Origin of the sequence: Litorisediminicola beolgyonensis (assembly GCF_042679605.1) — a bacterium.
Taxonomy (GTDB): domain Bacteria; phylum Pseudomonadota; class Alphaproteobacteria; order Rhodobacterales; family Rhodobacteraceae; genus Litorisediminicola; species Litorisediminicola beolgyonensis.
The window spans coordinates 12,060-34,742 of record NZ_JBHTMU010000040.1 but is presented as its reverse complement, the minus strand read 5'-3'; the positions used below and the strand labels follow the sequence as shown (position 1 = coordinate 34,742).

The following is a 22,683-nucleotide window of genomic DNA, read 5'->3' as shown; positions in this document are numbered from 1 at the left end:
CAGCCGCTCGGACTGGCCCGCGCCGAGGATCCACCCCTCTTCCGGCGCCTCGACCGCCATCATCCCGGCCAGTTCCGCCTCCGGCAACGCCGCGAGCGCCCGGGCCAGCGCCTCGACCTGCACCCTGTCGCGCACCGGGGCCGCGCCCTCCGCCGCCGCGATCTCGGCCTTGACCGCCTCCTCGATCAGCCCCGGCCAGATCTCGACGAGGACCGCGGCGGCCTCGGCCCAGGGCTCGAAGGGCCAGACCGCGCAGCCGGGGAGTTGCCGCAGCCGCGACAGCATCGGGATGCCCATGAGCGCCTGCCCCCCGACCGTGGGCGGAAAGGCCAGCTGCCAGACCGAGGAGGACGCCTTGGCCGCCAGGTCGCAGGCGCGCTTTTCGGGCACCTCGGCGGTGCGCTCGCGACCGCCATAGGGAATATCGGGATGGGCCGCGCGGCTGCTCTTGCCCCAGAACGGCCCGATGCCCGGAAAGAGCCGGTTGATCTCGCTCGCGACCTCGAAGCGATTGTTCGTGCCGTCGGGATCGTCCGCGATCCGCGCCGCAAGCCAGTCCCAGAGCGCGAAGACATCGTCGCGCCCGGTCAGCGCGCGCGCGGTGCCCGAGGGATAGCCGAACGGGAAATCGAACCCCGCAAGCACCCGCCGACCGGCGTCCGTCTCGTCCCTGATCGTGTGGGCGAGCCACTCCTCGGCCTCGAGCCGCGTCGGGAAATGCCGCGCCGGGGCAAGCCGCCCGTCGCGCGCCACAGCGATCCAGATCGCATCCTTGCCCGCGCGCCGTCGCCCCTGAGCCGCCGACCAGTCCGCGACGAGGACGGTGTCGAACCGGCTCACAGCCCGACCTCCTCCAGCACGAAATCGGCGATGGCGCGCGTGTCGTTCAGATCGAAGAGCCGTCGGTCGGTCTCAAGCGGGCAATCGGCGGCGATGGCGCGGATCGTGGGATCGCCCGGCGCGATCAGCGGATTGCCGGTCTCGGCGCGAAACGCCTCGATCTTGGGATGGCGGTCGCGCTTGTAGCCCTCGACCAGCACCAGATCGACGGGCGACAGCCGCCCGAGCAACGCGTCCAGCGTCGGCTCCGGCGCGTCGCGCAACTCCTGCATGAGGGCCACGCGGTTGCGCGAGGACAGAAGCACCTCGGAGGCCCCGGCCACACGATGGCGATGGCTGTCCTTGCCGGGATGATCGACATCGAAGCTGTGATGGGCGTGCTTGACCGTCGACACGGTGATGCCGCGCGAGGTGATCTCGGTCACGAGCCGCTCCATCAGCCCGGTCTTCCCGGCGTTCTTCCAGCCCGTGACCCCGTAGAGTTTCATGCCATGGCCTCCGCCGCCTTCAGATCCTCGGGCGTGTTGACGTTGAAGAACGGATCGCCGCCCTCCACCGGAAAGAGCGCCTGCTCCGCGCCGTGCCGGTCGGTCCAGAGAACGACCTTGCGCAGCCCGCCCTCGAGCGCTGCGCGCAGATCGTCGCGGAGCGCCACCGGCCAGAGCCCGAAGGTCGGGTGCCGGATCGCCCCGCGCTCGGGATCGGGCGTGGCCGCGAGCGCCATCGGATGGGCCTTGCCCTCGGCGGCAAGCTGCAGGCGCGGCACCAGATCGCAGGGGAAGAACGGCGTGTCGGCGGCGACCGAGACGACCGTCTCCGCGCCCTGCTTCGCCGCCCAGTCGAGCCCCGCGAGCACACCCGCAAGCGGTCCGGGAAAATCGGCGACGCTGTCCGGCAGGACGGTCAGGCCATAGGGCGCGAAGCGCGCGGGATCGCCGTTGGCATTGATCGCGAGATCCGCCACCTGCGGCGAGATCCGGTCGATCACGCGGCTCAGGAGCGTCTCGCCGCCAAGCTGCAAGAGCCCCTTGTCGCCGCCGCCCATGCGCGTCGCGCGCCCCCCGGCAAGAATGATCCCGACCGGCGCCCTCACAGCGCCGGCTCCAAAATTTTAATTAAAATTTTGGAGCCCCGGGATGGCATCGACACGCAAACGCGCTGACCGGCGCGCGTGACGCGCAGGGATGGTCTCGGCCGCACGCTCATCGCGGGCAAATCGAAATTTTATCTAAAATTTCGAAACGCGCAGCGCTCATGCCGCCCCCTTTCGGCCGGACCGGCGGCTTTCCTCCGGGACGCTCGCGGGATCGACATCCCGCACCAGCCGCTCTTCGCCCGACAGACAGACGAACCGCTGCCCCCGCATCCGCCCGATGCAGGTCAGCCCGACCTGCCGCGCGATCTCGACCCCCCAGGCGGTGAAGCCCGAGCGCGAGGCGAGCACCGGGATGCCCATCAGCGCGCATTTGATCACCATCTCCGAGGTCAGCCGCCCGGTCGTGTAGAGGATCTTGTCCCGCGCCGTCTCGCCCTCGAGCCGCATCCAGCCCGCGATCTTGTCGACCGCGTTGTGCCGCCCGACATCCTCCATGTAGACCAGCGGGCGGTCCTCTGCGCAGAGCACCGTCCCGTGGATCGCGCCGGCCTCGAGATAGAGCGACGGCGTCGTGTTGATCTGCCGCGCCAGCGCGTAGAGCCAGGAGGTCCGGACCTCCGCCTCGGGCAGCGTCAGCCCCTCGAGCCCCTCCATCATGTCGCCGAAGACCGTGCCCACCGCGCAGCCCGAGGTGCGGGTCTTCTTCTTGACCTTCTCCTCGTAGGTGGTCTGGCTCGCCGTGCGCACCACCACCGTCTCGAGCTCCTCGTCGAAATCGATTCCGGTGATCTCGTCCTCGGGCCGCAACATGCCCTGGTTCTCGAGAAATCCGACCGCGAGGTAATGCGGATAATCCCCGATCGTCATCGCGGTGACGATCTCCTGGCTGTTGAGATAGATCGTCAGCGGACGCTCCTCGACCACCGCGATCTCGACCCGCGCGCCGGTGTGATCGGTGCCCTCGACCGCCCGCGTCAGGCCGTCTGCGCCGGGATCGGGCGCGATCACATAGGGGGGGATGCGGGCCTCCGAGGCCAATTGCAGTTTCCTCAGCCGGGGTCTAGGGGAGATGTGACTAACCGATGTAAGGCAGAGTGATGTCGGGTGAAAGCGCAATGTCAAGCTACGCCCGGGGCGTGCGGGACGGGTTGCCGTTCCTCGCCGTGATCCTGCCCTTCGCGATCCTCTTCGGCGTGATCGCCACCGAAGCCGGGCTGAGCGTGTACGAAGCGGTGGCCTTTTCGGTCGTCGTGATCGCGGGCGCGGCGCAGTTCACCGCGATCCAGCTCATGCAGGACCAGGCCCCGGTCCTCGTGGTCATCGCCTCGGCGCTCGCGGTGAACCTGCGCATGGCGATGTACTCGGCCTCGATCACGCCGCATCTGGGCGCACTGACGCTCTGGAAACGGGCGCTCGTGGGATATTTCCTCGTCGACCAGACCTATGCGCTGGCGATCCTCGAATACGAGCGGCGGCCGCAGAGCAGCCGGGCGGAGAAGTTTGCCTATTTCATGGGCGCGGTGACGCCGATCTGCCTGCCCTGGTATGCCGCGACATATCTGGGCGCGATGCTCGGCAGCGCCGTGCCCACCGAGCTCGGCCTCGACTTCGCGCTCCCCATCGCCTTTCTCGCGATGATCGGCCCGATGCTGCGCAGCCCCGCCCATATCGCCGCCGCCATCGTCGCGACGCTCGCGGCGCTCTTCGCGGCGGGACTGCCCTACAATCTCGGGCTCATAGTCGGAGGCTTGGCCGGAATGATCGCCGGAGCCTGGGTCGAGCAGCGCATGGGAGACGTTCCATGATCGACACCAAGACGCTCTGGCTGGTCATTATCGTGCTCGGCATCGGCAGCTTCGGCCTGCGCTTCCTGTTCCTGGGGCTGGTCGGAGACCGCGAGCTGCCGGAATGGCTCCTGCGCCATCTGCGCTACACCGCCGTCGCGATCCTGCCCGCGCTGGTGGCCCCGTTGGTGCTCTGGCCGCGGGCAACCGACGGCGCGCCGGACCCGGTGCGCCTCACCGCCGCCTTCGCGACCTTCGCCGTCGGCTACATCACCCACAGCGTGCTGGCCGCGATGGTCGCGGGCGCCGCGGTGCTGGGCGGCGGGCTTTACCTGTTCGGCTGATCCGCCGCCACCGTGTCAATCGGGGCGCGCGGCTGGAAGGCCTCGATCGCCACGCGCTTGTCGTCCGAGTCGTCCTCGTAGAGCACCTGCTCGCGCACGCCCGGAATCTCGGCGAACTGGTTCGCGAGGCTCTTCGGCCAGAGCGTGCTGCGGATCGATTCGAACCCGCGAAGCTGCCTCAGGATGCCCGCGGTCGCGCTGGCGCAGAAGGCATAGGGCACCCGCCCGTTCGCCTGCGCGAGGGCCAGCGCCTTCTCGGCCACGTCGGGCGGCACCTCGACATCCTGGATACGCACGTGGAAGCTCTCGCGCGCATGGGCGCGGGCGTAGAAATCCGCGATCCGCGGGGTGATCCCGTAGAGCACGTCCTGCCGCTCGGGCACCGCCGAATGGCGCACCGAGCCCGCGGGGTCGAAGATCACCCGCTGCGAGGGCGCGTTGATCATCAGGCTCGAATGCTCGCCCGCCCCGGTGGTGTTCGACACCATCGTGAAGAGCGTCAGCGAGGGCGGACCGTCATGCCGGTACGGCGCCCGCGACACTTCCTCGAACGTGTTGTCATCACCGGGCGGGTAGCCGCAGGCCGACAGCGCGAGCGCCGTCAGAAGGCAGAGGATCAATCGCATGGCGCTCTCGGAACCGGAGGGATCAGGCGTTGAAGATCGCGAGCAGGATCACGGCGACGAGGATCACGATCACCGTGCGGATGGTGAAGGTGATGAAGCCCTCGAAGGTCTTTTCCTGGGTGGTGATGTCCATGCTGCCATGCTTGTGCTCGGCCATGTCGGGTCCTTCCTGATCTCGTGTCGGATGTGGATTAGCCGATTTGCGCGGCGCTGTCACGCCATGCCAAAGGCGCATTCCGCCGCAGTTTTACCGGGCGCGGAAGAGCCAGGCGTCGCGCTCGCCGACGCTGCGCACGGCGCGGCCCTCGTGCCAGAGATGCAGGCAATGCGCCATCGCCTCGACCATCGCGAGCCCGTATTCCCCCTTGCCGATCCGGCGCTTGAAGAGCGTCGCGAAGCAGTCGCAGGCGCTTTGCGGCGTCTCCAGATGCGCCTCGAGACGGGCCAGCGCGCCGTGGTGATTCTCGATCAGCTGCCGCATCCGGAGCGGCAGGCCGGTGAAGGGCAGCTTGTGGCCGCCGAGCACCAACTGATCGGGCCGCGCATAGGCCGAGAGCCGCTCGCAGGCCTCGAGCCAATCGGCCACCGGGTCGGCCTCGGGCTGGGTGGCATAGACGCCGATATTCGAGCTGATCGAGGGCAGCATCTGGTCGCCGCCCAGAACCAGCCCGTCGTCGCGGCTCCAGAGCGTGGCGTGTTCCGGCGCATGCCCGTTGCCGATATGCACGTCCCAGTCGCGCCCGCCGATCCGGAGCACGTCGCCTTGGGCGATCCGGGTGAAGCCCAGGGGCATCGGGTGCACCGTGTCGGCGAAGTTGAACGGCCGCTCGGCGGCCCGCTCGGCATAGATCTCGGGATCCATCCCGCAGCGCCGCCAGAAGAGCAGCGTCTCCTCGGGGGCCCGCTCCTGCTCGTCCAGCGTCAGCATCCGCGCGAAGAGCCAGGCCGTCCGCGTCGCCAGAAGCTCCGCGCCGCGCGACTGGAACCAGCCCGCCATGCCAACGTGATCGGGATGGTGATGGGTGATCAGAACCCGGTGGACCGGTTTCCCCGCGAGCGGCCCGGCCAGGATCTCTTCCCAGAGCGCCACGCTCCGGCGCGAATGGATGCCGGTATCGATCAGCGTCCAGCCATCGCCATCGTCAAGCGCGTAGACATTGACGTGGTCGAGCTTCATCGGCAGCGGCAGGCGCAGCCAGAACACGCCCTCGGCAACGAGGGTCGCGCCGCCCGGCTCGGGCGGCGCGTCGAAGGGATAGCGAATGCCGGTCTCGGCCCCGTCCATCACGCCGCGAGATCGTCCGGCGACAGCGCGTAGAGCGCATCGGCCCCGGCGCGCGCATGGGCCAGAAGCGCGCCATGCTCGGGCAGGAGCCGGGTGATGTAGAACCGCGCGAGCTTGGCATGCGCGCCCTCGGGATCGGCCTTGGCGGCAAGGAGGTGGTAGTAGCCGCCCAGAACCCGCGCGAAGCCCTTGAGGAACGGCACCGAGCCCGCGAAGCGCTGGTTCATCTCCTGCCCCGCCAGCCACTCGACCGCCTCGCGCAGCGTCTCGGCCGCCTGGAAGACCGGATCGGCCAGTTCGGGCATCTCGCTGCGGATCGCCTCGACCCGCTCCTCGATCTCGTCGAGCAGCTCGAAGGCCGCCTCGCCGCCATCCATCATCTTGCGGCCGACAAGGTCCATTGCCTGGATGCCGTTCGTGCCCTCGTAGATCGCGGTGACCCGCACGTCGCGGGCATATTGCGCCGCGCCGGTCTCCTCGATGAAGCCCATGCCGCCATGCACCTGGATGCCCATATCCGCCACGGCGATGCCGGTATCGGTGCCGAAGGCCTTGGCCACGGGCGTCAGCAGCGCGGCGCGCGCCTCCCACCCGGCGTCGCCGGTAGCGCGGCCCATGTCGATCGAGACCGCGCAGGCCAGCGCGATGGCGCGGGCGGCGAAGGTCTCGGCCTTCATCGTCGCGACCATGCGGCGCACATCGGCATGATCGAGGATCGTGCCGGTGCCGTTCTCGATGGGCGAGCGGCCCTGCTTGCGGTCCCGCGCATAGGCCAGCGCATGCTGCGTCGCGGCCTCGGCCACGCCGACGCCCTGGACGCCGACGCCCAGACGGGCGTTGTTCATCATGGTGAACATCGCGCGCATGCCGCCGCCCTCGGGGCCGACGAGCCAGCCGGTCGCGCCGTCATACTCCATCACCGCCGTCGGCGAGCCATGCAGGCCCAGCTTGTGCTCGAGGCTCACGACCCGAAGATCGTTGCGCGCACCGGGGTTGCCGTCCGCATCGGGGAGGAATTTCGGCACCATGAAGAGGCTGATGCCCTTGGTGCCCTCGGGCGCATCGGGCAGACGCGCCAGCACCAGGTGGCAGACATTCTCGGAGAAATCCGTGTCGCCCCAGGTGATGTAGATCTTCTGTCCCGAGATCGCGAAGCTGCCGTCGCCCTTGGGCTCCGCCTTGGTCCGAAGCGCGCCCACGTCCGAGCCCGCCTGCGGTTCGGTCAGGTTCATCGTGCCGGTCCACTCGCCCGAGATCAGCTTGGGCAGGTAGGTCGCCTTGATCTCGTCGCTGGCGTGGTGCTCCAGCGCCTCGATCTGGCCCTGGCTCATCAGCGGCTGAAGCTGCAGCGACAGGCAGGCCGAGGACATCATTTCGTTCACCGCGCTCGTCACCGCCATCGGCAGGCCCATGCCGCCGTTCTCGGGATCGGCGGCGATGGACACCCAGCCACCCTCGCGGATCGCGGCGAAGCCGTCGCCGAAGCCTTCGGGCGTGCGAACGACGCCGTTCTCCAGCCGGGAGGGGTCGAGATCGCCCTTGCGCTGAAGGGGTGCCAGCACCTCTTCGCACATCTTGGCACTTTCGGTCAGGATCGCCTCGACCATGTCGGGGCTCGCCTCGGCGAAGCGGTCGGTGGCGGCGACGGCGTCGAAACCGACGACGTGGTCAAAGAGAAAACGGAAATCGGAAACCGGAGCGCGATAAGGCATTCTGGATCACCTCGGTTATTGGAAAGTCGTCAGCGGCGGGCTAAAGCCCTCGGATTGAGGATAGAGTAGCCGGGAAGCTCCCGGGTTCAATCGAAACGCGGCGTAACGGATAATCTCGATGACCGAGCGGCAGACCGAACGCCTCAGCGCACGCCCGGACGATCTGGCCCGCGCCGCCGAGATCTGGCGCGCAGGCGGGCTGGTCGCGCTGCCGACCGAGACCGTCTACGGTCTTGGCGCGGACGCCTCGAACGACCTGGCCGTCGCCCGGATCTTCGAGGCCAAGGGGCGGCCCCGCTTCAATCCCCTGATCGTGCATGTCGCGACACCCGAGGACGCGCAGGCGCTGACCCTCTGGGACGATCGCGCCGAGCGCCTGGCGCAGGCCTTCTGGCCCGGGCCGCTCACGCTCGTGCTGCCCCTCAGACCCGGCGCTCCGGTCTCGAAGCTCGTGACCGCCGGGCTTGACACGCTGGCGGTGCGCTGCCCCGCCCACCCCGTGGCCCAGGCGGCGCTGTCGACCTTCGGAGGCGGCATCGCCGCCCCCTCCGCCAACCGCTCGGGCAAGCTCTCGCCCACTTCCGCCGCGCATGTCCTCGCCGGTCTCGACGGGCGCATCGACGCGGTGATCGAGGCGGGCGCGTCGGAGATCGGCCTCGAATCGACCATCCTCGGCCTCGCGGGCCCCGCGACCCTGCTCCGCGACGGCGCGATCACTGCCGAAATGCTGGCCCAGGCGCTCGGCGAAGAGGTCCTCTCGCGCGCCGCCAATGCCGCGATCAGCGCGCCGGGTCAGCTGGCCTCGCATTACGCACCCCGCGCCGCGATGCGGCTCGACGCGACCGACTGGCAGGAGGGCGAGGCGACGCTCGGCTTCGGAGAGGTCACGGCCGATCTGAACCTCTCGCCCGCAGGCGATCTGCGCGAGGCCGCGGCCAATCTCTTCGAATATCTGCACCGCCTCGACGCAGGCGGCGCCGCGCGCATCGCCGTCTCGCCGATCCCGCGCAAGGGGCTGGGTCTCGCGATCAACGACCGCCTGTCGCGCGCCGCCGCCCCGCGGGACTGACGGCTCAGGCCTGCCCGCCCTCGCTCGACAGGGCCAGCGCTGCGACCCCAAGCGTGGCCAGCGCCGCTTCCCATTTCTCGGGCGCGGGCGTGTGGAAGACCAGGTCGCGGCTCGCGTCGCAGACAAGCCAGCCGTTCTGCGCCAGCTCGCCCTCGAGCTGCCCCGGCCCCCAGCCCGCATAACCGAGGCACATCATCCGCTCCGAGGGCCCCTGCCCCCGCCCGATTTCCTCGAGGATGTCGAGGGTCGCGGTCATCCCGAACCCGCCCTCGACCTCGAGCGTCGAGACCGAGGATTGATACTCGTCGCCATGCAGTACGAAACCCCGCCCGGTTTCGACCGGACCGCCGAAGAACACGCGCTCCCCGGCCAGGTCCGAGGGCGTCTCGATCGAGAGCTGCTCGAACAAGGCGGCCATGTCGATCTCGGGCGCGGGCTTGTTCACGATGAGCCCCATCGCCCCGTCCTCGGAATGGGCGCAGAGAAAGATCAGACTGTGCTGAAAGCGCGGATCGCCCATGCCGGGCATCGCGATCAGCATCTTGCCGGTCAGGTCCGTGGTCACGTGAGCGTCAGTCATCGTCCCTCAGCATGACGGCTTGCATGGGCCCGCGCAAGAGAGTGCCCGGCGCGACACCGCTCGCATCCTATCTCTCAGACGTGACTTTCCATTTCAGGGACCGCGCGGCAGGAGTAACGCCATGATCAAAGCCGCGTTCACCCTCGCTCTCGCCTTCTGTCTTGCCGCGCCCGTGGCCGCGGGCGGGTTCGACCAGAGCGTTTCCGCCCAGCTGCGCCCCGGCTGGCGCCTGCCCGATGGCCGCCACGTCGCGGGGCTGGAACTGACGCTCGCGCCGGGCTGGAAAACCTATTGGCGCGCGCCGGGCGACGCGGGCATCCCGCCAAGCTTCGACTGGAGCGGCTCCGACAATGTCTCGGCCGTCGCGATCACCTGGCCGGTCCCGCATGTCTCCTACCAGGGCGGCATGCGCTCGGTCGTCTATACCGACCGGGTCGTCCTGCCCCTGACCGTGTCGCCGTCCAAAAGCGGCGAGGTGCGGCTGTCGGGCGAGGTCAGCATCGGCGTCTGCAAGGACGTCTGCCTGCCGAAGACCCTGCGCCTCGACGCGACGCTCGGCGACGGCGACCGGCCCGACCCGGTCATTGCCGCGGCGCTGGCCGACCGCCCCTTCTCGGCCTCCGAGGCCGGGGTGCGCGGCGTGACCTGCTCGGTCGCGCAGATCGAGGGCGGGCTGAGCCTGACCGCGAAGATTGACATGCCGAGCGCGGGCGGCACCGAGGAAATGGTGATCGAGACCGGCAACCCCGCCGTCTGGGTCTCCGAACCCGAGAGCCGCCGCGACAACGGTCTCCTAGTGGCCACCGCCGAGCTGATGCACATGGAGGCCAAGCCCTTCGCGCTCGACCGCGACGAGGTGACCGTGACCGTGATCGGCGAGCGCCACGTGGTCGAGATCACCGGCTGCAAGGGCTGAGGCTCAGGCCCGCCGCACCCGCGCCAGCGCCAGACCGACATAGGCCGCGATCAGCGCCACCAAGACGCCCGCCAGGAACACCCCGAACGCCGCGGCCATGCCGGTGGCCCCGCCCAGCGCCTCGGGCAGCGCGCCGGTGACGGCGCTCCAGACCATCGTCAGCGCGAACCACCCCGCCAGGGCCGCCGTCAGCCCCAGATAGCCGCGCCGGATGCCCCGCGCCCGGTGCCGCAGCGCCCGCAGCGTCGAGACGCGCGCCCGCGCGATGTCCTCTCCGACCGCGATGAGCGCGGGCACGACCAGAAGCACCAGCACCACGCCAAAGCCCAGCCCGTAGACCAGCGTGATCACCGTGGGCTTCAGGAACTGCGCCTGGCTCGACCCTTCGTAAAGGAGCGGCGCCAGCCCGAGCACCGTCGTCAGCGTCGTCAGCAGGACCGGACGCAGCCGGTCCGCCGCCCCGTCGAGGATCGCCGGCACCGTGCCCCGCCCGTCCCGATACTCGTCGATGGTCGTCACCAGCACGATGGAATCGTTGATGATGATCCCGGTCATGCCCAGCAATCCGACCACCGTGAACATCGACATCGGCACGTCCCAATAGGCATGGCCCCAGATCGTGCCCACCAGCCCGAACGGGATGATCGCCATCACCACCAAGGGCCGCGACCAGCTCGCGAAGACCCAGGCGAGCACCAGGTAGATGCCCAGGAGCACCAGCACGAGACCGAGAAACGCATCCGACAGGAACGCGTCCTCCTGCTCGGAGAGGCCCGAGAGCCGGTAGTCGACCTGCGCCTCGCTGGCGATCTGCGGCAGGATCTCCTGCTCCAGCGCCTTCATGACCTCGGCGGCGCGCGCCGGATCGTCCTCCGAGATGTCGCCGGTGACCGAGATCAGCCGGATGCCGTTCTCGCGCCGCACCGTCGAAAAGCCCGCCCGGCTCTGCACATCGACGATATCGGCAAGCGCGACATAGGCGCCCTCGGGCGTGCGCAGGAGCATCCGCTCCAGGAAATCGGCGGTCAGCTCTTCCGCGGGCAGCTCCACCCGGATCGCGGCCGAGCGCGGACCGTCGGGATAGGTCGCGGCCTCGATCCCGCCCAGACGCGCCCGGAGCGTCTGCCCCAACCCGTCGATCTCGAAGCCCAGCGCCTGCCCCTGCGGCGTCAGCTCCAGGATCAGCTCTTCCTTGTCATAGCCCAGATCGTCCTCGACCGCCGAGACCTCGGGAAACTGCGCGAGCGCGGTCTTGAGCGCCTCGGAGGCCGATTTCAGCACCTCCGCCGAGGCGCCGTAGAACTGCACGTCGAGCGCGTCGCCCCCGGGCCCCGAGCGCCAGCCGCGGAAGCTGACCGTCTCGGCCAAGGGGTGCGGCACCACCGCCTCCTGCAGCTCGCCCACGAACTGGAAGCTCGAATAGGGGCGGAGATCGGCCTCGATCAGCTCGATCGAGATCGCGCCCAGCTGGTCGGGATCCTTGCTGTCCGTGCCCGAGAGCCCGCGCCCGGAATTGCCGCCGATCTCGGCCATGACGTAGGCGATGGGATTGCGCCCGTAGCGCTCTTCGTACTCGGCGCCCAGCGCCTCGGTCGCGCGCTGCATCTCGCGCATCATCGCAAGGCTCTCCGCCCGCGTCGCCCCCGGCGCCATCGCGAAATTGCCGGTGACCGAGGACTGCTCGGGCGCGTTGAAGAAGCGCCAGGGCACATCGCCGCGAATGAGCAGCGCCACCTGGCTCGCGAGCAGCACCAACACGCCCGCGATCACCACGTAGCGCGCCGCGACCACGCCCGCCATGAGCGGACGGAAGAGGCTTCCCCGCACCCAGCGGAAGCCGCGATTGACCTGCCGCGACGGCCAGTCATACCAGCGCTCGCGGCCCGCCGCTCGGATCGCATGCGCCATGTGATGCGGCAGGATGAGGAAGCACTCGACCAGCGACGCGATCAACACCGTGATCACCGTAAAGGGGATGTCCGCGATCAGGTTGCCGAAGCGCCCGCCGATCACCACCAGCCCGAAGAACGCAATCACCGTGGTCAGCGTCGCGCAGAAGACCGGCAGGAACATGCGCTTGGCCGCGGTCTCGGCGGCCTCGGTCGGAGACAGGCCGCGCCGCGACAGGTGATCGGCATGCTCGCCCACCACGATGGCGTCGTCGACCACGATGCCGAGCGTGATGATCAGCGCGAAGAGCGAGATCATGTTGATGGTGATCCCGGCGGCATACATCAGCGCGATGGCCGCCAGCATCGACACCGGGATGCCCGCCGCGACCCAGATCGCGGTGCGCGCGTTCAGGAACAGGAACAGCAGCAGCAGCACCAGCCCGAGTCCCGTCAGCCCGTTGTCGAGCAGGATATCGAGCCGCCCGGTGATCATCTCGGCCCGTGTGCGGATCAGGTCGATCTCGACGCCTTCCGGCAACCCGGCCTCGAGCTCGGCGGCGACCTCCTCGACGGTCTGCTGGATGCCGATGGCGTCGCCCCGCGCGCTGCGGTCGATCCGTACCGAGATCGCCGGGTTCTCGCCGACGAAATAGCTGCGCTCGCGGGTCACGCCCTCGACCCGGACCCGCGCCACGTCGCCCACCGTCAGGTTGGTCCCGTCGCGGTTCGAACGCAGCACGATCCCCGCGATCTGGTCGGGCTTGCGCTTCTCGACCCCGGTGCGCACCCGCGCGTTGGCCCCCTCGACCTCGCCTGCCGGATCGGCATCGACCTCGGCGGCGATGGCCGCCGCGATCTCGCCGAGCGTCAGGTCATAGGCGAGAAGATTGGCCGAGGGCACCTCGATCACCGTCTCCGGCGCCGCGAGCCCCCGGATGGTGCTGCGCGTCACGCCCTCGGCGAAGAGCCGCGCCACGAACTCGTCGGCGAAGCGCGCCAGTTGCGCGGGCGCGACCGGGCCGGTGATCACCACATCCGTCACCCGGTCGAACCAGGTCGAGCGCGTGACCTCGGGCTCGTCGGCCTCTTCGGGCAGCTCGCTCACCGCGTCGATGGCCTGCGTCACGTCATTGGCGGCGCGCGCCATGTCCCAGCCGGGCTCGAACTCCAGCTCGATCCGAGCGCTGCCCTCGCGCGACGCGGCACTGCTGGCCTCGACTCCCTCGACCGCCAGAAGCGCCGGTTCTAGGAGCTGCACGATGGCCGCGTCGACATCCTCGGCCCCCGCGCCCTCCCAGCGCACCGAGACGTCGACCTCGTCGACCACCACGTCGGGAAAGAACTGCGCCCGCATCTGCGGTACCGCGAAGGCGCCCGCCGCGATCATCAGGATCAGGAGCAGGTTCGCCAGCGTCCGGTGCCGGGTGAAGACCGACAGGATGCCTCCGGTCCGGGCGTCGATCCGGCGCATCGCCCTAGCCCCCGATCCGCGCTTCGATCCGGTCGACGACCTCGGCGGGCACCTCGGGTTCGCGCAGCTGCGACAGGATCCGCTCCTTGGCCGCCTCCGGCATCCGCGCGTTGCCCTCGACATAGGCCACGAGCCGCGCCCGCCGCGCCTCGGTCAGGGCGACCATGTCGCGCCCCTCTGCCGCCTCCGCGCCCGCGCCGCCGTTGGGGCGCACCTTGATCCCCGGCCCCAGAAGCGGGGTCCGCTGCGCCACGACCCGCGCGCCGTCGAGCCCCTCGCCGGCAACGAGCACATCATCCCCCTGCCGCCGCAGAAGCGTGACCTGCCGCGCTTCCAGCCGATCCTCGTCGCCCAGGACCAGCACAGTCCCCGAAGCGTCGAGCGCCGTCGCGGGCAGCCGCACGACCCCGTCGATCGGCGCTTCGGTGATCCTCACGGTCACGAAATCCCCCGGCCGGAAGCCCGGGGACGATCCGAGCCGCGCATAGACGAGCCGCCCGGTCTCGCCCTCGCCCACCGCCGCGGCGGCGCGGTCGATCACGCCCTCCGCCTCAATATCGGTGCCGAAGACGTCGAGCACCACCGTCACCTCGGCCTCCGCCAACTGTCCCTCGCCGTCCAGAAGCCGCGCGTAGGATTGCACCGGCACCCGGAACGCCACCTCGAGCGCCTCCGGATCAATAAGCCGCGCGATCCGCTCATTGGCCGAGACGAGCCCGCCCTCGACCACCGCGACATCCGCCAGCGTCCCGGCGAACCCCGCCCGGATCTCGGTCTCCGCCAGCCGCCGCTCCGCCTCGCCGAGCGCGATCTCGGCCCGCGACAGCTGCGTCGCCGCCTGGTCCACCCGCGCCTCGGCCTCGGCCAGGGACTGCCGCCGCTGCAGCACCGCCGTCCGCGCCCCCGAGGCCGCCAGCTCCGCGTTCTCGACGGCCGAGGCGCTGCCGACACCGCGACTTTCGAGATCGCGCTGCCGCTGAAGCGCCCGGTCGTAAAGCCCGACCTCCTCTTCCGAGGCCGCAAGGTTGTCCTCGGCCAGGGCAACGGCCCGCGCCGCCTCGCGACGCGCATCCTCCGCATCGCTCAGATCCGCGCGCGCCCGTGCGAGCCCGTCCTGGGCCTCCGCCGGGTCGATCCGCGCGATGAGCGCGCCCGCCGCGACCCGGCCGCCCTCTTCCACCGCGTCGGCCAGTTCCACGATCCGCCCCGCGCTCGCCGCGCGCAGCTCCAGCTCGCGCCGCGTCTCGACCTGCCCGAAGGCCGTCAGGACCGGCGTCTCGGTGCCTGCGCGCGCCTCGACCACATTGACCGTGAAGACCCGCTCGCGCGCCTCCGGCACCCGTGGCGCATCGTTCATCCGCGCCGTGACCGCGTCGCGCAGGATCACCCCGGCCCAGAGCAGAAGCCCGGCCGTCACCGCCAGCAGAAACAGCCCCGTCAGGCTGCGGCGCAGAAATCTCATCGGCTCTCCGATCCGGTCGTCATCCTTGGATGATACGCGCGCCGCGCCGCCCGGCCCAGAGCCAAGCGGCTGACAAGCGCGTGACGCGCGGGCTTATTTCCGGCGGCGATGCTCGTCGAGCCGCGGGAAGATCTCGACGAAATTGCAGGGCCGGTGCCGGTAATCGAGCTGCAGCGCCAGGATCTCGTCCCAGGCATCCTTGCAGGCCCCGGGCGAGCCCGGCAGCGCGAAGAGATAGGTGCCCTGCGCAACGCCTCCGGTGGCGCGCGACTGCACCGCCGAGGTGCCGATCTTCGCCATCGAGACCATGGTGAAGACCGTCCCGAAGGCGTCGATCTCCTTCTCGTAGACGTCGCGATGCGCCTCGACCGTCACGTCGCGGCCGGTGAGCCCCGTGCCGCCGGTCGAGATCACCACGTCGATCTCCGGATCGGCGCACCAGGCCCAAAGCCTCTCGGCGATCTCGCCGCGCTCGTCGCGGCAGATGGCGCGCGCCGCCAGCACATGCCCCGCCGCCTCGAGCCGCGCCACCAGCGTATCGCCCGAACGGTCGTCGCCCGGAGTGCGCGTGTCGCTGACGGTCAGCACGGCGATCCGCACCGGCACGAAGTCGCGGCTCTCGTCGATCCGGCTCATGTCGCCCCCTTCTCCAGCCGCGCCTTCAACTCCAGAAGATCGGCCCAGGCCTCGCGCTTGGCCTGCGGCGTGCGCAAGAGATAGGCCGGGTGGAACATCGGCATCACCGGGCGGCCCCAGGCCTCGGCCCAGAGCCCGCGCAACCGCGTGATCCCGCGCCGCCCCAGCACCGCCTGGCACGAAATATTGCCCATCAAGACAAGCATATCCGGCCTGGCCAGCGCCACGTGACGCTCGAGAAACGGCAGCATCATCGCGATCTCGTCCGGCTTCGGGTCGCGGTTCTGCGGCGGCCGCCAGGGCAGAACGTTGGTGATGTAGACCGCACGCTCGGCCTCCCCGGCGCCGCGCGACAGGCCGATCGCCTCGAGCATCCGGTCGAGAAGCTGGCCCGCGCGTCCCACGAAAGGCCGCCCCTCGCGGTCCTCGTCGCGCCCCGGCGCCTCGCCGATCACCATCACCCGCGCGCCCGGCAGACCGTCGCTGAACACCAGGCTGCGCGCCCCGCGCTTCAACGGACAGGCCTCGAAATCCGCAAGCGCCCCGCGCAGGGCGTCCAGATCCCCGGCCCCTGCCGACGCGGCCCGCGCCAGCGCCACCGGGTCCTCCTCGGCAAGCACCGCGACCGACGCCACCGCGGCCCGTGCGGCGCGCTCGGCCACCGCCTCGCGCGCGGCCTCGAACCGGTTCACAGGCGTCTCCGAGATGGTCTCGGTCACGCCGAGATCCACCTGCCATTCGAGCATCGCCCGCGCGCTGTGCCAGTCCAGAGCCGATTCCATGACGGCACCCTACCCGCGCCCGCGACCGACCGGAAGCGCCCCCGCCCTGGGCCTCATCTGTCCATAAATATTCCCGGAGAGCGCGAGAGGCAGCGTCTCTCGCAGGCGCGGCACGCGCCTTTCGGCCAAATCCGCCACCCCGGAGTGCGGCATCTTGGCTTCCCGGGGCGCGCTTCCTATAACCGCCCCGACCCGAGCACGGAACTGTTCCGCCCATGCGCTTCGACCAACGTCACCTTCTGGGGATCGACCCCCTGCGTCCCGACGAGATCGCCACGATTCTCGACCTCGCCGACCGCTACGTGACGCTGAACCGGCGCGCCGAGAAACATGCCGAGGTGCTGGCCGGCCGCACCCAGATCAACATGTTCTTCGAGAACTCCACCCGCACCCAGGCGAGCTTCGAACTTGCGGGCAAGCGGCTCGGGGCGGACGTGATGTCGATGGCGATGCAGGCCTCCTCGATCAAGAAGGGCGAAACCCTGATCGACACGGCGCTGACGCTCAACGCCATGCATCCCGACCTTCTCGTGGTGCGCCACCCGCAATCGGGCGCGGTCGATCTCCTGGCCCAGAAGGTCAATTGCGCGGTCCTGAACGCGGGCGACGGGCGGCACGAACACCCGACCCAGGCGCTCCTCGACGCGCTGACGATCCGCCGCGCCAAGGGACGGCTGCACCGGCTGACCGTGGCGATCTGCGGCGACATCGCGCATAGCCGAGTGGCGCGCTCGAACATCCTGCTGCTGCACAAGATGGAGAACCGCATCCGCCTCGTCGGCCCGCCGACGCTGATGCCCGCGGGGATCGAGAGCTTCGGGGTCGAGGTCACCCATGACATGGCCGAAGGTCTCAAAGATGCGGACGTGGTGATGATGCTCCGGCTGCAGAAAGAGCGCATGGATGGCGGGTTCATCCCGTCCGAGCGGGAATATTACCACCGCTACGGGCTCGATGCCGAGAAGCTCGACATCGCCAAGCCCGACGCGATCGTGATGCATCCCGGGCCGATGAACCGCGGGGTCGAGATCGACGGCACCATCGCCGACGATATCAACCGCTCGGTGATCCAGGAACAGGTGGAGATGGGGGTCGCGGTGCGCATGGCCGCGCTCGATCTTCTCGCCCGCAACCTGCGGGCCAGTCCGAAAGAGGTGATGGTGTGAGTACGCGGATGGACATCCCGAGCAGCGAATCCGGCACGGTCCGGCTTTTCCATCTCGATCTGCCGCCCGAGGCGATCGAGCGGTTCACGGCGCAGGCCGGGACCGGCGAATGGCCGCTGCAATACGCGCTCGGCGCCGACCGGCTGAGGCCCGGCTTCGTCGAGGTCATCTCGGTGCGGGAGATCCTGCCGATGACGCTCTCGAGCTATCTCGCCGAAGCCTACGGCCTCGGCGGCGAGGAGTTTCGCGGCGCGCGGTCGCAGATCGACGCGCTGACCGGCCATGTGGTGATCGTGCCCTCCGAGGCTTTCGGCCACCAGGCCCAGACCCTGACCGTGGCCTCTCCCCTGCGCTGGATCGGCACATTCTCGGAGCCGCAGGGCACCCGCGCCCAAGGCAAGGTCCGCAGCAAGGCAGCCGAGGGGCACGTCCAGCCCGGCGGCACCGGCACGCGCAGCATCGGCGGCTCGCCGCTCCTCCGCGCGCTGATCATCGTCGTCAGCGCCTTCACGCTAGGCGTTCTTGCCTATGCCTTCGGGCTCGGGCGCTGAGCGGGACATGACGGCGCTCCTCCTCCATAACGCGCGCCTCGTCGATCCCGAGGCCGGGACCGAGACCGAGGGCGGCCTCCTGATCGAGGCCGGGCGCATCGCCGCGCGCTTCGAGGGCCCCATCGACCCGGAGCTGGCAGAGCGCGTGCCGCCCGAGAACCGCGTCGACGCGCGCGGCAAGGCCCTGGCGCCGGGGATCGTCGATATCGGCGTGAAGGTCTGCGAGCCGGGCGAGCGCCACAAGGAGAGCTTCCGCTCCGCGGGGCTCGCTGCCGCGGCGGGCGGGGTGACCACCATGGTCACGCGCCCCGACACCCTGCCCGCGATCGACACGCCCGAGGTGCTCGAGTTCATCCGCCGCCGCGCCAACGAGGTGTCGCCGGTCAGGGTGCTGCCGATGGCGGCGCTGACCAAGGGCCGCGCCGGTCACGAGATGACCGAGATCGGCTTCCTGATGGATGCGGGCGCGGTCGCGTTCTCGGATTGCGACGCGGTCTGCGTCGACACCAAGGTCCTGTCGCGCGCCATGACCTATGCCCGCTCGCTCGGCGCGCTCGTCATGGCGCATCCGCAGGAGCCGACGCTCTCGGCGGGCGCCGCCGCGACCTCGGGCAAGTTCGCCTCCCTCCGGGGGCTTCCGGCGGTCTCGCCGATGGCCGAGCGCATGGGCTTCGACCGCGACATGGCGCTCGTCGAGATGACCGGCGTGCGCTACCACGCCGACCAGATCACCGCCGCGCGCAGCCTGCCCGCGCTGGAGCGGGCCAAGGCCAACGGGCTCGACGTGACCGCGGGCACCTCGATCCATCACCTGACGCTGAACGAGCTCGACGTCGCCGATTACCGCACCTTCTTCAAGGTCAAGCCGCCGCTCCGCTCCGAAGAGGATCGCCAGGCCGTGGTCGAGGCGGTGCTCTCCGGCCTGATCGACACCATCCAGTCGATGCACACGCCGCAGGACGAGGAAAGCAAGCGCCTGCCTTTTGAGGAGGCCGCCGCCGGTGCGGTCGGTCTCGAGACCATGCTGCCGGTGCTTCTGCGCCTCTACCACGCGGGCGAGCTGGACCTGCCCACCCTCTTCCGCGCGCTGTCTTTAAACCCGTCGAAGCGGCTCGGTCTCGAGACCGGTCGCCTGGCGAAAGGAGCCCCCGCCGACCTGGTGCTCTTCGATCCCGACAAGCCGATCGTGCTCGACCGCTTCAAACTTCTCTCTAAGTCAAAGAACACGCCGTTCGACGGCGCGCGCTTGCAAGGGCGGGTGCTGATGACCATCGTGGCCGGAGAGATCATCTACCGGGTGGAGTGATGCCTGAGTTCGACACCGCGATACCGCTGCTGCTCGTCCTGGCGCTCGGGGCCTACCTGATCGGCTCGGTCCCGTTCGGGCTGGTGATCACGCGGGTCATGGGCCTCGGCGATCCGCGCCAGATCGGGTCGGGCAATATCGGCGCGACCAACGTTCTGCGCACCGGCTCGAAGGCCGCCGGCGCGGCCACGCTTCTCCTCGACGGTCTCAAGGGCGCGGTGGCGGTGATCGTCGCCCGGACCATCGCGGGCGGAGACGCCGCGCAGGTCGCGGCCCTCGCGGCGTTTTTCGGGCACTGCTATCCGGTCTGGCTGGGATTCAAGGGCGGCAAGGGCGTGGCGACCTTCCTCGGCGTGGTCCTGGCGCTCAGCTGGCCCGTCGGACTTCTCGCCTGCGCCTCCTGGGTCGCGGGCCTCGCGCTGTCGCGGATCTCCTCCGTGGGCGCGCTGACCGCCGCCGGTCTGACGCCGATCTGGCTGATCCTGACCGGACGGCTGAGCATGGTCGTCCTCGGGATCGTTCTGGCACTGCTGATCTACTGGCGCCACCGCAGCAATATCGCACGGCTGCGCGCGGGGACCGAACCCCGGGTCGGGCGCAAGAGCTGACCGCACTGGGCCCGAGCCGCGCTCGGACCCTCACGCGATCAGGGCAAGCTCCGACGCGATCGCCTCGGCCACCTCGGCGGCATGGGTGACCGGAGCCATGTGCCCCGCGCCCTCCACGACCCGCTCCCGCGCCTGTGGCAGCCGCGCCAGAAGAGCGGCATGGATCGCGGCGACGATCGGCGGGCTCTCCGAGCCGCGGATCAGGAGAACACGCGAGGTCAGCCCCTCCAGCCGTCCCGGCGCAAGGAGATTGCCGTTGTCCAGCCGCAGCGCGGGATCGGTGGCCGCGATCAAAGGTATCTGCGCCGTGAACCGCGCCCGCGCCTCGCGCGGCAGACTCTCCCACGGGCGCCCGTCCCCCCAGCGCGCGGTGAACTCGCGCGCCACGGCCTCGGTCTCGCCCGCCTCGAACGCGCGTCCGATCCGGACCGCATCCGCGTGCTCGCTCTGAAGAAGCTCCGGCGCGGTCGCCGCGGCGGCGGCGAACAGCACCGGCTCGATCAGCACCAGCGTCTCGGGCGGGCTCTCCCGCTCAAGCGCCATCCGCAGCGCCAGCGTCGCCCCGAGGCTGTGGCCGATCAAAAGCGACCCCTCGGCCTCGGGCAGAGCCCGCAGCGCCGCGGTCGCGGCACGGTGATAATCCTGCCCCTCCGGCATCCCGGGCGACCGCCCGTGCCCGGGCAGATCAGGCGCATGGAGGCTCAGCATCGGCAGATGCGCGGCAAGGGGAGCGAACGCCTCGCCATGCGCCAGAGAGCAATGGACGGCCAGCGCGTCGCGCGGCCCGCGCCCGAGGCGGCGGCAATGGAGAGACAGCGACATTGCGGAGCGGCTCAGCCCTTGAGATGCGCGTGCAGATCGTCGAGCCGATCCTGCCCCCAGAACTTCGCGCCGTCGTCGACGACGTAGAAGGGCGCGCCGAACACGCCCTGGACCACCGCATGTTCGAGATTGGCGGCATAGGCCTCGGCGCCCATGAGAAGCCCCTTGGTGGTCAGCTCGGGATCGAAGCCGCTCGCCTCGAGGCTCTTGCGGATCACGCCGTCATCGGCGATGTCCTTCTGCTCGGCCCAGGCCGCGCGCAGGATCGCCTGCACCAGCGCCCCGAGATCGCCGCCGCCGGCACGCTGCGCGGCGATGATCGCATAGGAGGACGGCGCGGCATTGGTCGGCACATGCGCGGGGCTGAGATGGAACGGCATGTCGAGCCTCTTGGACTGCCGCAAGAGGTCCTGCGCCCGGTACTCCATCCGCGAGGGATGCCGCTCGCCCGGAGGCGTGCCGCCGGTCCGCGCGAAGAGCGCCATGATGTCGAGCGGCTTGTACTTGATGCTGGCGCCGGTCTCGGCCGCGATCTCTTCGAGCCGATTGCCCGCGAGATAGGAAAAGGGCGACAGAGTCGTGAAATAGTAATCGATATGCGCCATGCCGTCCGCCCGTCTTTCGCCCGTTCTATGCACCCCAGATAGCGCGTGATAAGCGGGCGGCAAAGAACCGATTCCTTCAGGACTGCTGCTTCATGCCCACCGTCGTCGAACCCAAGCTCATCTCCGGTAACGCAAATCTGCCGCTGGCGCGGGCCATCGCGCGACGCATGTCGCTCTATCGCGGCATGTCGGTGGGTCTGGTCGATGCCAGGGTCGAGCGCTTCAACGATCAGGAGATCTTCGTCGAGGTCTTCGAGAACGTCCGCGGCGAGGACATGTTCATCCTCCAGTCGACCTCGAACCCGGCCAATGACAACCTGATGGAGCTCCTGATCATGTCCGATGCGCTGCGGCGCTCCTCGGCGGCGCGGATCACCGCGGTGATCCCGTATTTCGGCTATGCACGGCAGGACCGCCGCACCAAGGCGCGCACTCCGATCACCGCCAAGCTGGTGGCCAACATGATCGCCGAGGCCGGGATTGAGCGGGTGCTGACGATGGATCTGCACGCCGCGCAGATCCAGGGCTTCTTCGACATCCCAGTGGACAACCTTTACGCCTCGCCGATCTTCGCCATCGACATCCTGAGCCAGTTCAAGGACACGCTGGGCGACGTCATGGTCGTCTCGCCCGATGTCGGCGGCGTGGCGCGGGCGCGCGAGCTGGCCAAGCGGATCAACGCGCCGCTCTCGATCGTCGACAAGCGCCGCGAGAAGCCGGGCGAAGTGGCCGAGATGACAGTGATCGGCGACGTCTCGGGCAAGCGCTGCATCATCGTCGACGACATCTGCGACACCGCCGGGACGCTCTGCAAGGCGGCGGAAGTGCTCAAGGATCACGGCGCGACCGAGGTCCACGCCTATATCACCCACGGCGTTCTGTCCGGGCCCGCGGTCGAGCGGATCTCCAACTCGGTGATGAAATCGCTGGTCGTCACCGATTCGATCGAGGCCACCGCCGCGACCCAGGCCGCGCCCAATATCCGCGTCGTGCCGACGGCGCCGATGTTCGCGCAGGCGATCCTGAACATCTGGAACGGCACCTCGGTCTCCTCGCTGTTCGAGACCGAGACGCTCGGCCCGATCTACGAAGGCATTCTCTGACAGGGCGGTTGCGTGCCGGCCTTGCGG

The 22,683-nt window shown here is 69.6% G+C and carries 23 protein-coding genes and 1 pseudogene; 9 read left to right on the top strand and 15 right to left on the bottom strand.

Annotation, left to right across the window (positions count from 1 at the left end; genetic code table 11):
* The 4 genes and pseudogenes from ACFQ4E_RS17230 to ACFQ4E_RS17215 form a co-directional block, all read right to left on the bottom strand.
* A pseudogene (locus tag ACFQ4E_RS17230) lies at positions 1-840 on the bottom strand (molybdopterin molybdenumtransferase MoeA); the annotation flags it as partial.
* Complete coding sequence (mobB, locus tag ACFQ4E_RS17225) at positions 837-1,328, bottom strand: molybdopterin-guanine dinucleotide biosynthesis protein B (RefSeq protein ID WP_386805758.1); 492 nt, start codon at positions 1,326-1,328, stop codon at positions 837-839. The pseudogene ACFQ4E_RS17230 and the gene mobB, both read right to left, overlap by 4 nt.
* Positions 1,325-1,933 (bottom strand): molybdenum cofactor guanylyltransferase MobA, encoded by a 609-nt coding sequence (mobA, locus tag ACFQ4E_RS17220; protein WP_386805757.1) that lies wholly within the window; start codon positions 1,931-1,933, stop codon positions 1,325-1,327. The genes mobB and mobA overlap by 4 nt, the downstream gene beginning before the upstream one ends.
* A 159-nt stretch (positions 1,934-2,092) precedes the next feature.
* Positions 2,093-2,974 (bottom strand): formate dehydrogenase accessory sulfurtransferase FdhD, encoded by an 882-nt coding sequence (locus tag ACFQ4E_RS17215; RefSeq protein WP_386805755.1) that lies wholly within the window; start codon positions 2,972-2,974, stop codon positions 2,093-2,095.
* Positions 2,975-3,033: 59 nt separating this feature from the next.
* Here ACFQ4E_RS17215 and ACFQ4E_RS17210 point away from each other — a divergent pair, with 59 nt between their 5' ends.
* Both ACFQ4E_RS17210 and ACFQ4E_RS17205 read left to right on the top strand, forming a co-directional pair.
* Positions 3,034-3,741, top strand: coding sequence for an AzlC family ABC transporter permease (locus ACFQ4E_RS17210; RefSeq protein WP_386805753.1), 708 nt, complete (start codon positions 3,034-3,036; stop codon positions 3,739-3,741).
* Positions 3,738-4,064: an AzlD domain-containing protein gene (locus ACFQ4E_RS17205; protein WP_386805751.1), complete on the top strand. Its 327-nt coding sequence runs from the start codon at positions 3,738-3,740 to the stop codon at positions 4,062-4,064. Before ACFQ4E_RS17210 ends, ACFQ4E_RS17205 begins: the two co-directional genes overlap by 4 nt.
* Here the strand turns inward: ACFQ4E_RS17205 and ACFQ4E_RS17200 are convergent.
* From ACFQ4E_RS17200 to ACFQ4E_RS17185, 4 genes are all read right to left on the bottom strand, one after another.
* Positions 4,049-4,690: a hypothetical protein gene (locus ACFQ4E_RS17200; protein ID WP_386805749.1), complete on the bottom strand. Its 642-nt coding sequence runs from the start codon at positions 4,688-4,690 to the stop codon at positions 4,049-4,051. The two genes, ACFQ4E_RS17205 and ACFQ4E_RS17200, sit on opposite strands and share 16 nt — an antisense overlap.
* A gap of 22 nt (positions 4,691-4,712) precedes the next feature.
* Positions 4,713-4,847: an aa3-type cytochrome c oxidase subunit IV gene (locus ACFQ4E_RS17195; RefSeq protein WP_386805748.1), complete on the bottom strand. Its 135-nt coding sequence runs from the start codon at positions 4,845-4,847 to the stop codon at positions 4,713-4,715.
* Between the two features lie 90 nt (positions 4,848-4,937).
* Positions 4,938-5,975: an MBL fold metallo-hydrolase gene (locus ACFQ4E_RS17190; RefSeq protein WP_386805762.1), complete on the bottom strand. Its 1,038-nt coding sequence runs from the start codon at positions 5,973-5,975 to the stop codon at positions 4,938-4,940.
* Positions 5,975-7,687, bottom strand: a complete 1,713-nt coding sequence (locus ACFQ4E_RS17185; RefSeq protein WP_386805746.1) for an acyl-CoA dehydrogenase — start codon at positions 7,685-7,687, stop codon at positions 5,975-5,977. The genes ACFQ4E_RS17190 and ACFQ4E_RS17185 overlap by 1 nt, the downstream gene beginning before the upstream one ends.
* Positions 7,688-7,805: 118 nt before the next feature.
* On the opposite strand from ACFQ4E_RS17185, the gene ACFQ4E_RS17180 reads away from it, so the two are divergent.
* A complete protein-coding gene (locus tag ACFQ4E_RS17180; protein WP_386805745.1) occupies positions 7,806-8,756 on the top strand; it encodes an L-threonylcarbamoyladenylate synthase in 951 nt (316 codons plus the stop codon).
* Positions 8,757-8,760: 4 nt separating this feature from the next.
* On the opposite strand, the gene ACFQ4E_RS17175 is transcribed toward ACFQ4E_RS17180, so the two are convergent.
* Positions 8,761-9,336 carry a YqgE/AlgH family protein gene (locus ACFQ4E_RS17175; RefSeq protein ID WP_386805743.1) on the bottom strand — a complete coding sequence of 192 codons (576 nt, stop codon included), beginning with the start codon at positions 9,334-9,336 and terminating at the stop codon, positions 8,761-8,763.
* Positions 9,337-9,457: 121 nt separating this feature from the next.
* On the opposite strand from ACFQ4E_RS17175, the gene ACFQ4E_RS17170 reads away from it, so the two are divergent.
* The gene (locus tag ACFQ4E_RS17170) at positions 9,458-10,252 is read left to right on the top strand and encodes a protein-disulfide reductase DsbD domain-containing protein (protein WP_386805741.1); all 795 of its coding nucleotides are present in this window, start codon (positions 9,458-9,460) and stop codon (positions 10,250-10,252) included.
* Between the two features lie 3 nt (positions 10,253-10,255).
* Here the strand turns inward: ACFQ4E_RS17170 and ACFQ4E_RS17165 are convergent, their stop codons facing one another.
* From ACFQ4E_RS17165 to ACFQ4E_RS17150, 4 genes are all read right to left on the bottom strand, one after another.
* The gene (locus ACFQ4E_RS17165; RefSeq protein WP_386805739.1) at positions 10,256-13,615 is read right to left on the bottom strand and encodes an efflux RND transporter permease subunit; all 3,360 of its coding nucleotides are present in this window, start codon (positions 13,613-13,615) and stop codon (positions 10,256-10,258) included.
* A 4-nt stretch (positions 13,616-13,619) separates the two neighbouring features.
* Positions 13,620-15,077, bottom strand: coding sequence for an efflux RND transporter periplasmic adaptor subunit (locus tag ACFQ4E_RS17160; protein ID WP_386805737.1), 1,458 nt, complete (start codon positions 15,075-15,077; stop codon positions 13,620-13,622).
* A 93-nt stretch (positions 15,078-15,170) separates the two neighbouring features.
* On the bottom strand, positions 15,171-15,713 hold the full coding sequence (gene moaB / locus ACFQ4E_RS17155) for a molybdenum cofactor biosynthesis protein B (RefSeq protein ID WP_386805735.1): 543 nt from the start codon (positions 15,711-15,713) through the stop codon (positions 15,171-15,173).
* Positions 15,710-16,495 carry a uracil-DNA glycosylase gene (locus ACFQ4E_RS17150; protein WP_386805733.1) on the bottom strand — a complete coding sequence of 262 codons (786 nt, stop codon included), beginning with the start codon at positions 16,493-16,495 and terminating at the stop codon, positions 15,710-15,712. The genes moaB and ACFQ4E_RS17150 overlap by 4 nt, the downstream gene beginning before the upstream one ends.
* A 215-nt stretch (positions 16,496-16,710) precedes the next feature.
* Here ACFQ4E_RS17150 and ACFQ4E_RS17145 point away from each other — a divergent pair, with 215 nt between their 5' ends.
* The 4 genes from ACFQ4E_RS17145 to plsY are packed head-to-tail and all read left to right on the top strand — an operon-like array spanning position 16,711 to position 20,126.
* Complete coding sequence (locus ACFQ4E_RS17145; protein ID WP_386805731.1) at positions 16,711-17,661, top strand: aspartate carbamoyltransferase catalytic subunit; 951 nt, start codon at positions 16,711-16,713, stop codon at positions 17,659-17,661.
* An 8-nt stretch (positions 17,662-17,669) separates the two neighbouring features.
* Entirely contained in the window at positions 17,670-18,212 is a 543-nt protein-coding gene (locus ACFQ4E_RS17140; protein ID WP_386805729.1) for an aspartate carbamoyltransferase catalytic subunit, read from the top strand.
* Positions 18,213-18,219: 7 nt separating this feature from the next.
* On the top strand, positions 18,220-19,518 hold the full coding sequence (gene pyrC / locus ACFQ4E_RS17135; RefSeq protein ID WP_386805727.1) for a dihydroorotase: 1,299 nt from the start codon (positions 18,220-18,222) through the stop codon (positions 19,516-19,518).
* Entirely contained in the window at positions 19,518-20,126 is a 609-nt protein-coding gene (plsY, locus tag ACFQ4E_RS17130) for a glycerol-3-phosphate 1-O-acyltransferase PlsY (protein ID WP_386805724.1), read from the top strand. The genes pyrC and plsY overlap by 1 nt, the downstream gene beginning before the upstream one ends.
* A 30-nt stretch (positions 20,127-20,156) precedes the next feature.
* On the opposite strand, the gene ACFQ4E_RS17125 is transcribed toward plsY, so the two are convergent.
* Both ACFQ4E_RS17125 and ACFQ4E_RS17120 read right to left on the bottom strand, forming a co-directional pair.
* A complete protein-coding gene (locus ACFQ4E_RS17125) occupies positions 20,157-20,948 on the bottom strand; it encodes an alpha/beta fold hydrolase (protein WP_386805722.1) in 792 nt (263 codons plus the stop codon).
* 11 nt (positions 20,949-20,959) lie between these two features.
* Positions 20,960-21,553, bottom strand: a complete 594-nt coding sequence (locus ACFQ4E_RS17120) for a 2-hydroxychromene-2-carboxylate isomerase (protein ID WP_386805720.1) — start codon at positions 21,551-21,553, stop codon at positions 20,960-20,962.
* A gap of 92 nt (positions 21,554-21,645) precedes the next feature.
* Here ACFQ4E_RS17120 and ACFQ4E_RS17115 point away from each other — a divergent pair, with 92 nt between their 5' ends.
* Entirely contained in the window at positions 21,646-22,656 is a 1,011-nt protein-coding gene (locus ACFQ4E_RS17115; protein ID WP_386805718.1) for a ribose-phosphate pyrophosphokinase, read from the top strand.
* Positions 22,657-22,683: the final 27 nt, after the last annotated feature.

What these genes read in the sequence shown, in the direction of transcription:
- plsY (WP_386805724.1), top strand. Translation starts at nt 19,518, where the DNA reads ATGCCTGAGTTCGACACCGCGATACCGCTGCTGCTCGTCCTGGCGCTC.
- ACFQ4E_RS17190 (WP_386805762.1), bottom strand. Translation starts at nt 5,975, where the DNA reads ATGGACGGGGCCGAGACCGGCATTCGCTATCCCTTCGACGCGCCGCCC.
- ACFQ4E_RS17200 (WP_386805749.1), bottom strand. Translation starts at nt 4,690, where the DNA reads ATGCGATTGATCCTCTGCCTTCTGACGGCGCTCGCGCTGTCGGCCTGC.
- ACFQ4E_RS17210 (WP_386805753.1), top strand. Translation starts at nt 3,034, where the DNA reads ATGTCGGGTGAAAGCGCAATGTCAAGCTACGCCCGGGGCGTGCGGGAC.
- ACFQ4E_RS17145 (WP_386805731.1), top strand. Translation starts at nt 16,711, where the DNA reads ATGCGCTTCGACCAACGTCACCTTCTGGGGATCGACCCCCTGCGTCCC.
- ACFQ4E_RS17115 (WP_386805718.1), top strand. Translation starts at nt 21,646, where the DNA reads ATGCCCACCGTCGTCGAACCCAAGCTCATCTCCGGTAACGCAAATCTG.
- ACFQ4E_RS17175 (WP_386805743.1), bottom strand. Translation starts at nt 9,336, where the DNA reads ATGACTGACGCTCACGTGACCACGGACCTGACCGGCAAGATGCTGATC.
- pyrC (WP_386805727.1), top strand. Translation starts at nt 18,220, where the DNA reads ATGACGGCGCTCCTCCTCCATAACGCGCGCCTCGTCGATCCCGAGGCC.
- ACFQ4E_RS17180 (WP_386805745.1), top strand. Translation starts at nt 7,806, where the DNA reads ATGACCGAGCGGCAGACCGAACGCCTCAGCGCACGCCCGGACGATCTG.
- ACFQ4E_RS17165 (WP_386805739.1), bottom strand. Translation starts at nt 13,615, where the DNA reads ATGCGCCGGATCGACGCCCGGACCGGAGGCATCCTGTCGGTCTTCACC.
- ACFQ4E_RS17120 (WP_386805720.1), bottom strand. Translation starts at nt 21,553, where the DNA reads ATGGCGCATATCGATTACTATTTCACGACTCTGTCGCCCTTTTCCTAT.
- ACFQ4E_RS17195 (WP_386805748.1), bottom strand. Translation starts at nt 4,847, where the DNA reads ATGGCCGAGCACAAGCATGGCAGCATGGACATCACCACCCAGGAAAAG.
- moaB (WP_386805735.1), bottom strand. Translation starts at nt 15,713, where the DNA reads ATGAGCCGGATCGACGAGAGCCGCGACTTCGTGCCGGTGCGGATCGCC.
- ACFQ4E_RS17205 (WP_386805751.1), top strand. Translation starts at nt 3,738, where the DNA reads ATGATCGACACCAAGACGCTCTGGCTGGTCATTATCGTGCTCGGCATC.
- mobB (WP_386805758.1), bottom strand. Translation starts at nt 1,328, where the DNA reads ATGAAACTCTACGGGGTCACGGGCTGGAAGAACGCCGGGAAGACCGGG.
- ACFQ4E_RS17170 (WP_386805741.1), top strand. Translation starts at nt 9,458, where the DNA reads ATGATCAAAGCCGCGTTCACCCTCGCTCTCGCCTTCTGTCTTGCCGCG.
- ACFQ4E_RS17140 (WP_386805729.1), top strand. Translation starts at nt 17,670, where the DNA reads ATGGACATCCCGAGCAGCGAATCCGGCACGGTCCGGCTTTTCCATCTC.
- ACFQ4E_RS17185 (WP_386805746.1), bottom strand. Translation starts at nt 7,687, where the DNA reads ATGCCTTATCGCGCTCCGGTTTCCGATTTCCGTTTTCTCTTTGACCAC.
- ACFQ4E_RS17160 (WP_386805737.1), bottom strand. Translation starts at nt 15,077, where the DNA reads ATGAGATTTCTGCGCCGCAGCCTGACGGGGCTGTTTCTGCTGGCGGTG.
- ACFQ4E_RS17125 (WP_386805722.1), bottom strand. Translation starts at nt 20,948, where the DNA reads ATGTCGCTGTCTCTCCATTGCCGCCGCCTCGGGCGCGGGCCGCGCGAC.
- ACFQ4E_RS17150 (WP_386805733.1), bottom strand. Translation starts at nt 16,495, where the DNA reads ATGGAATCGGCTCTGGACTGGCACAGCGCGCGGGCGATGCTCGAATGG.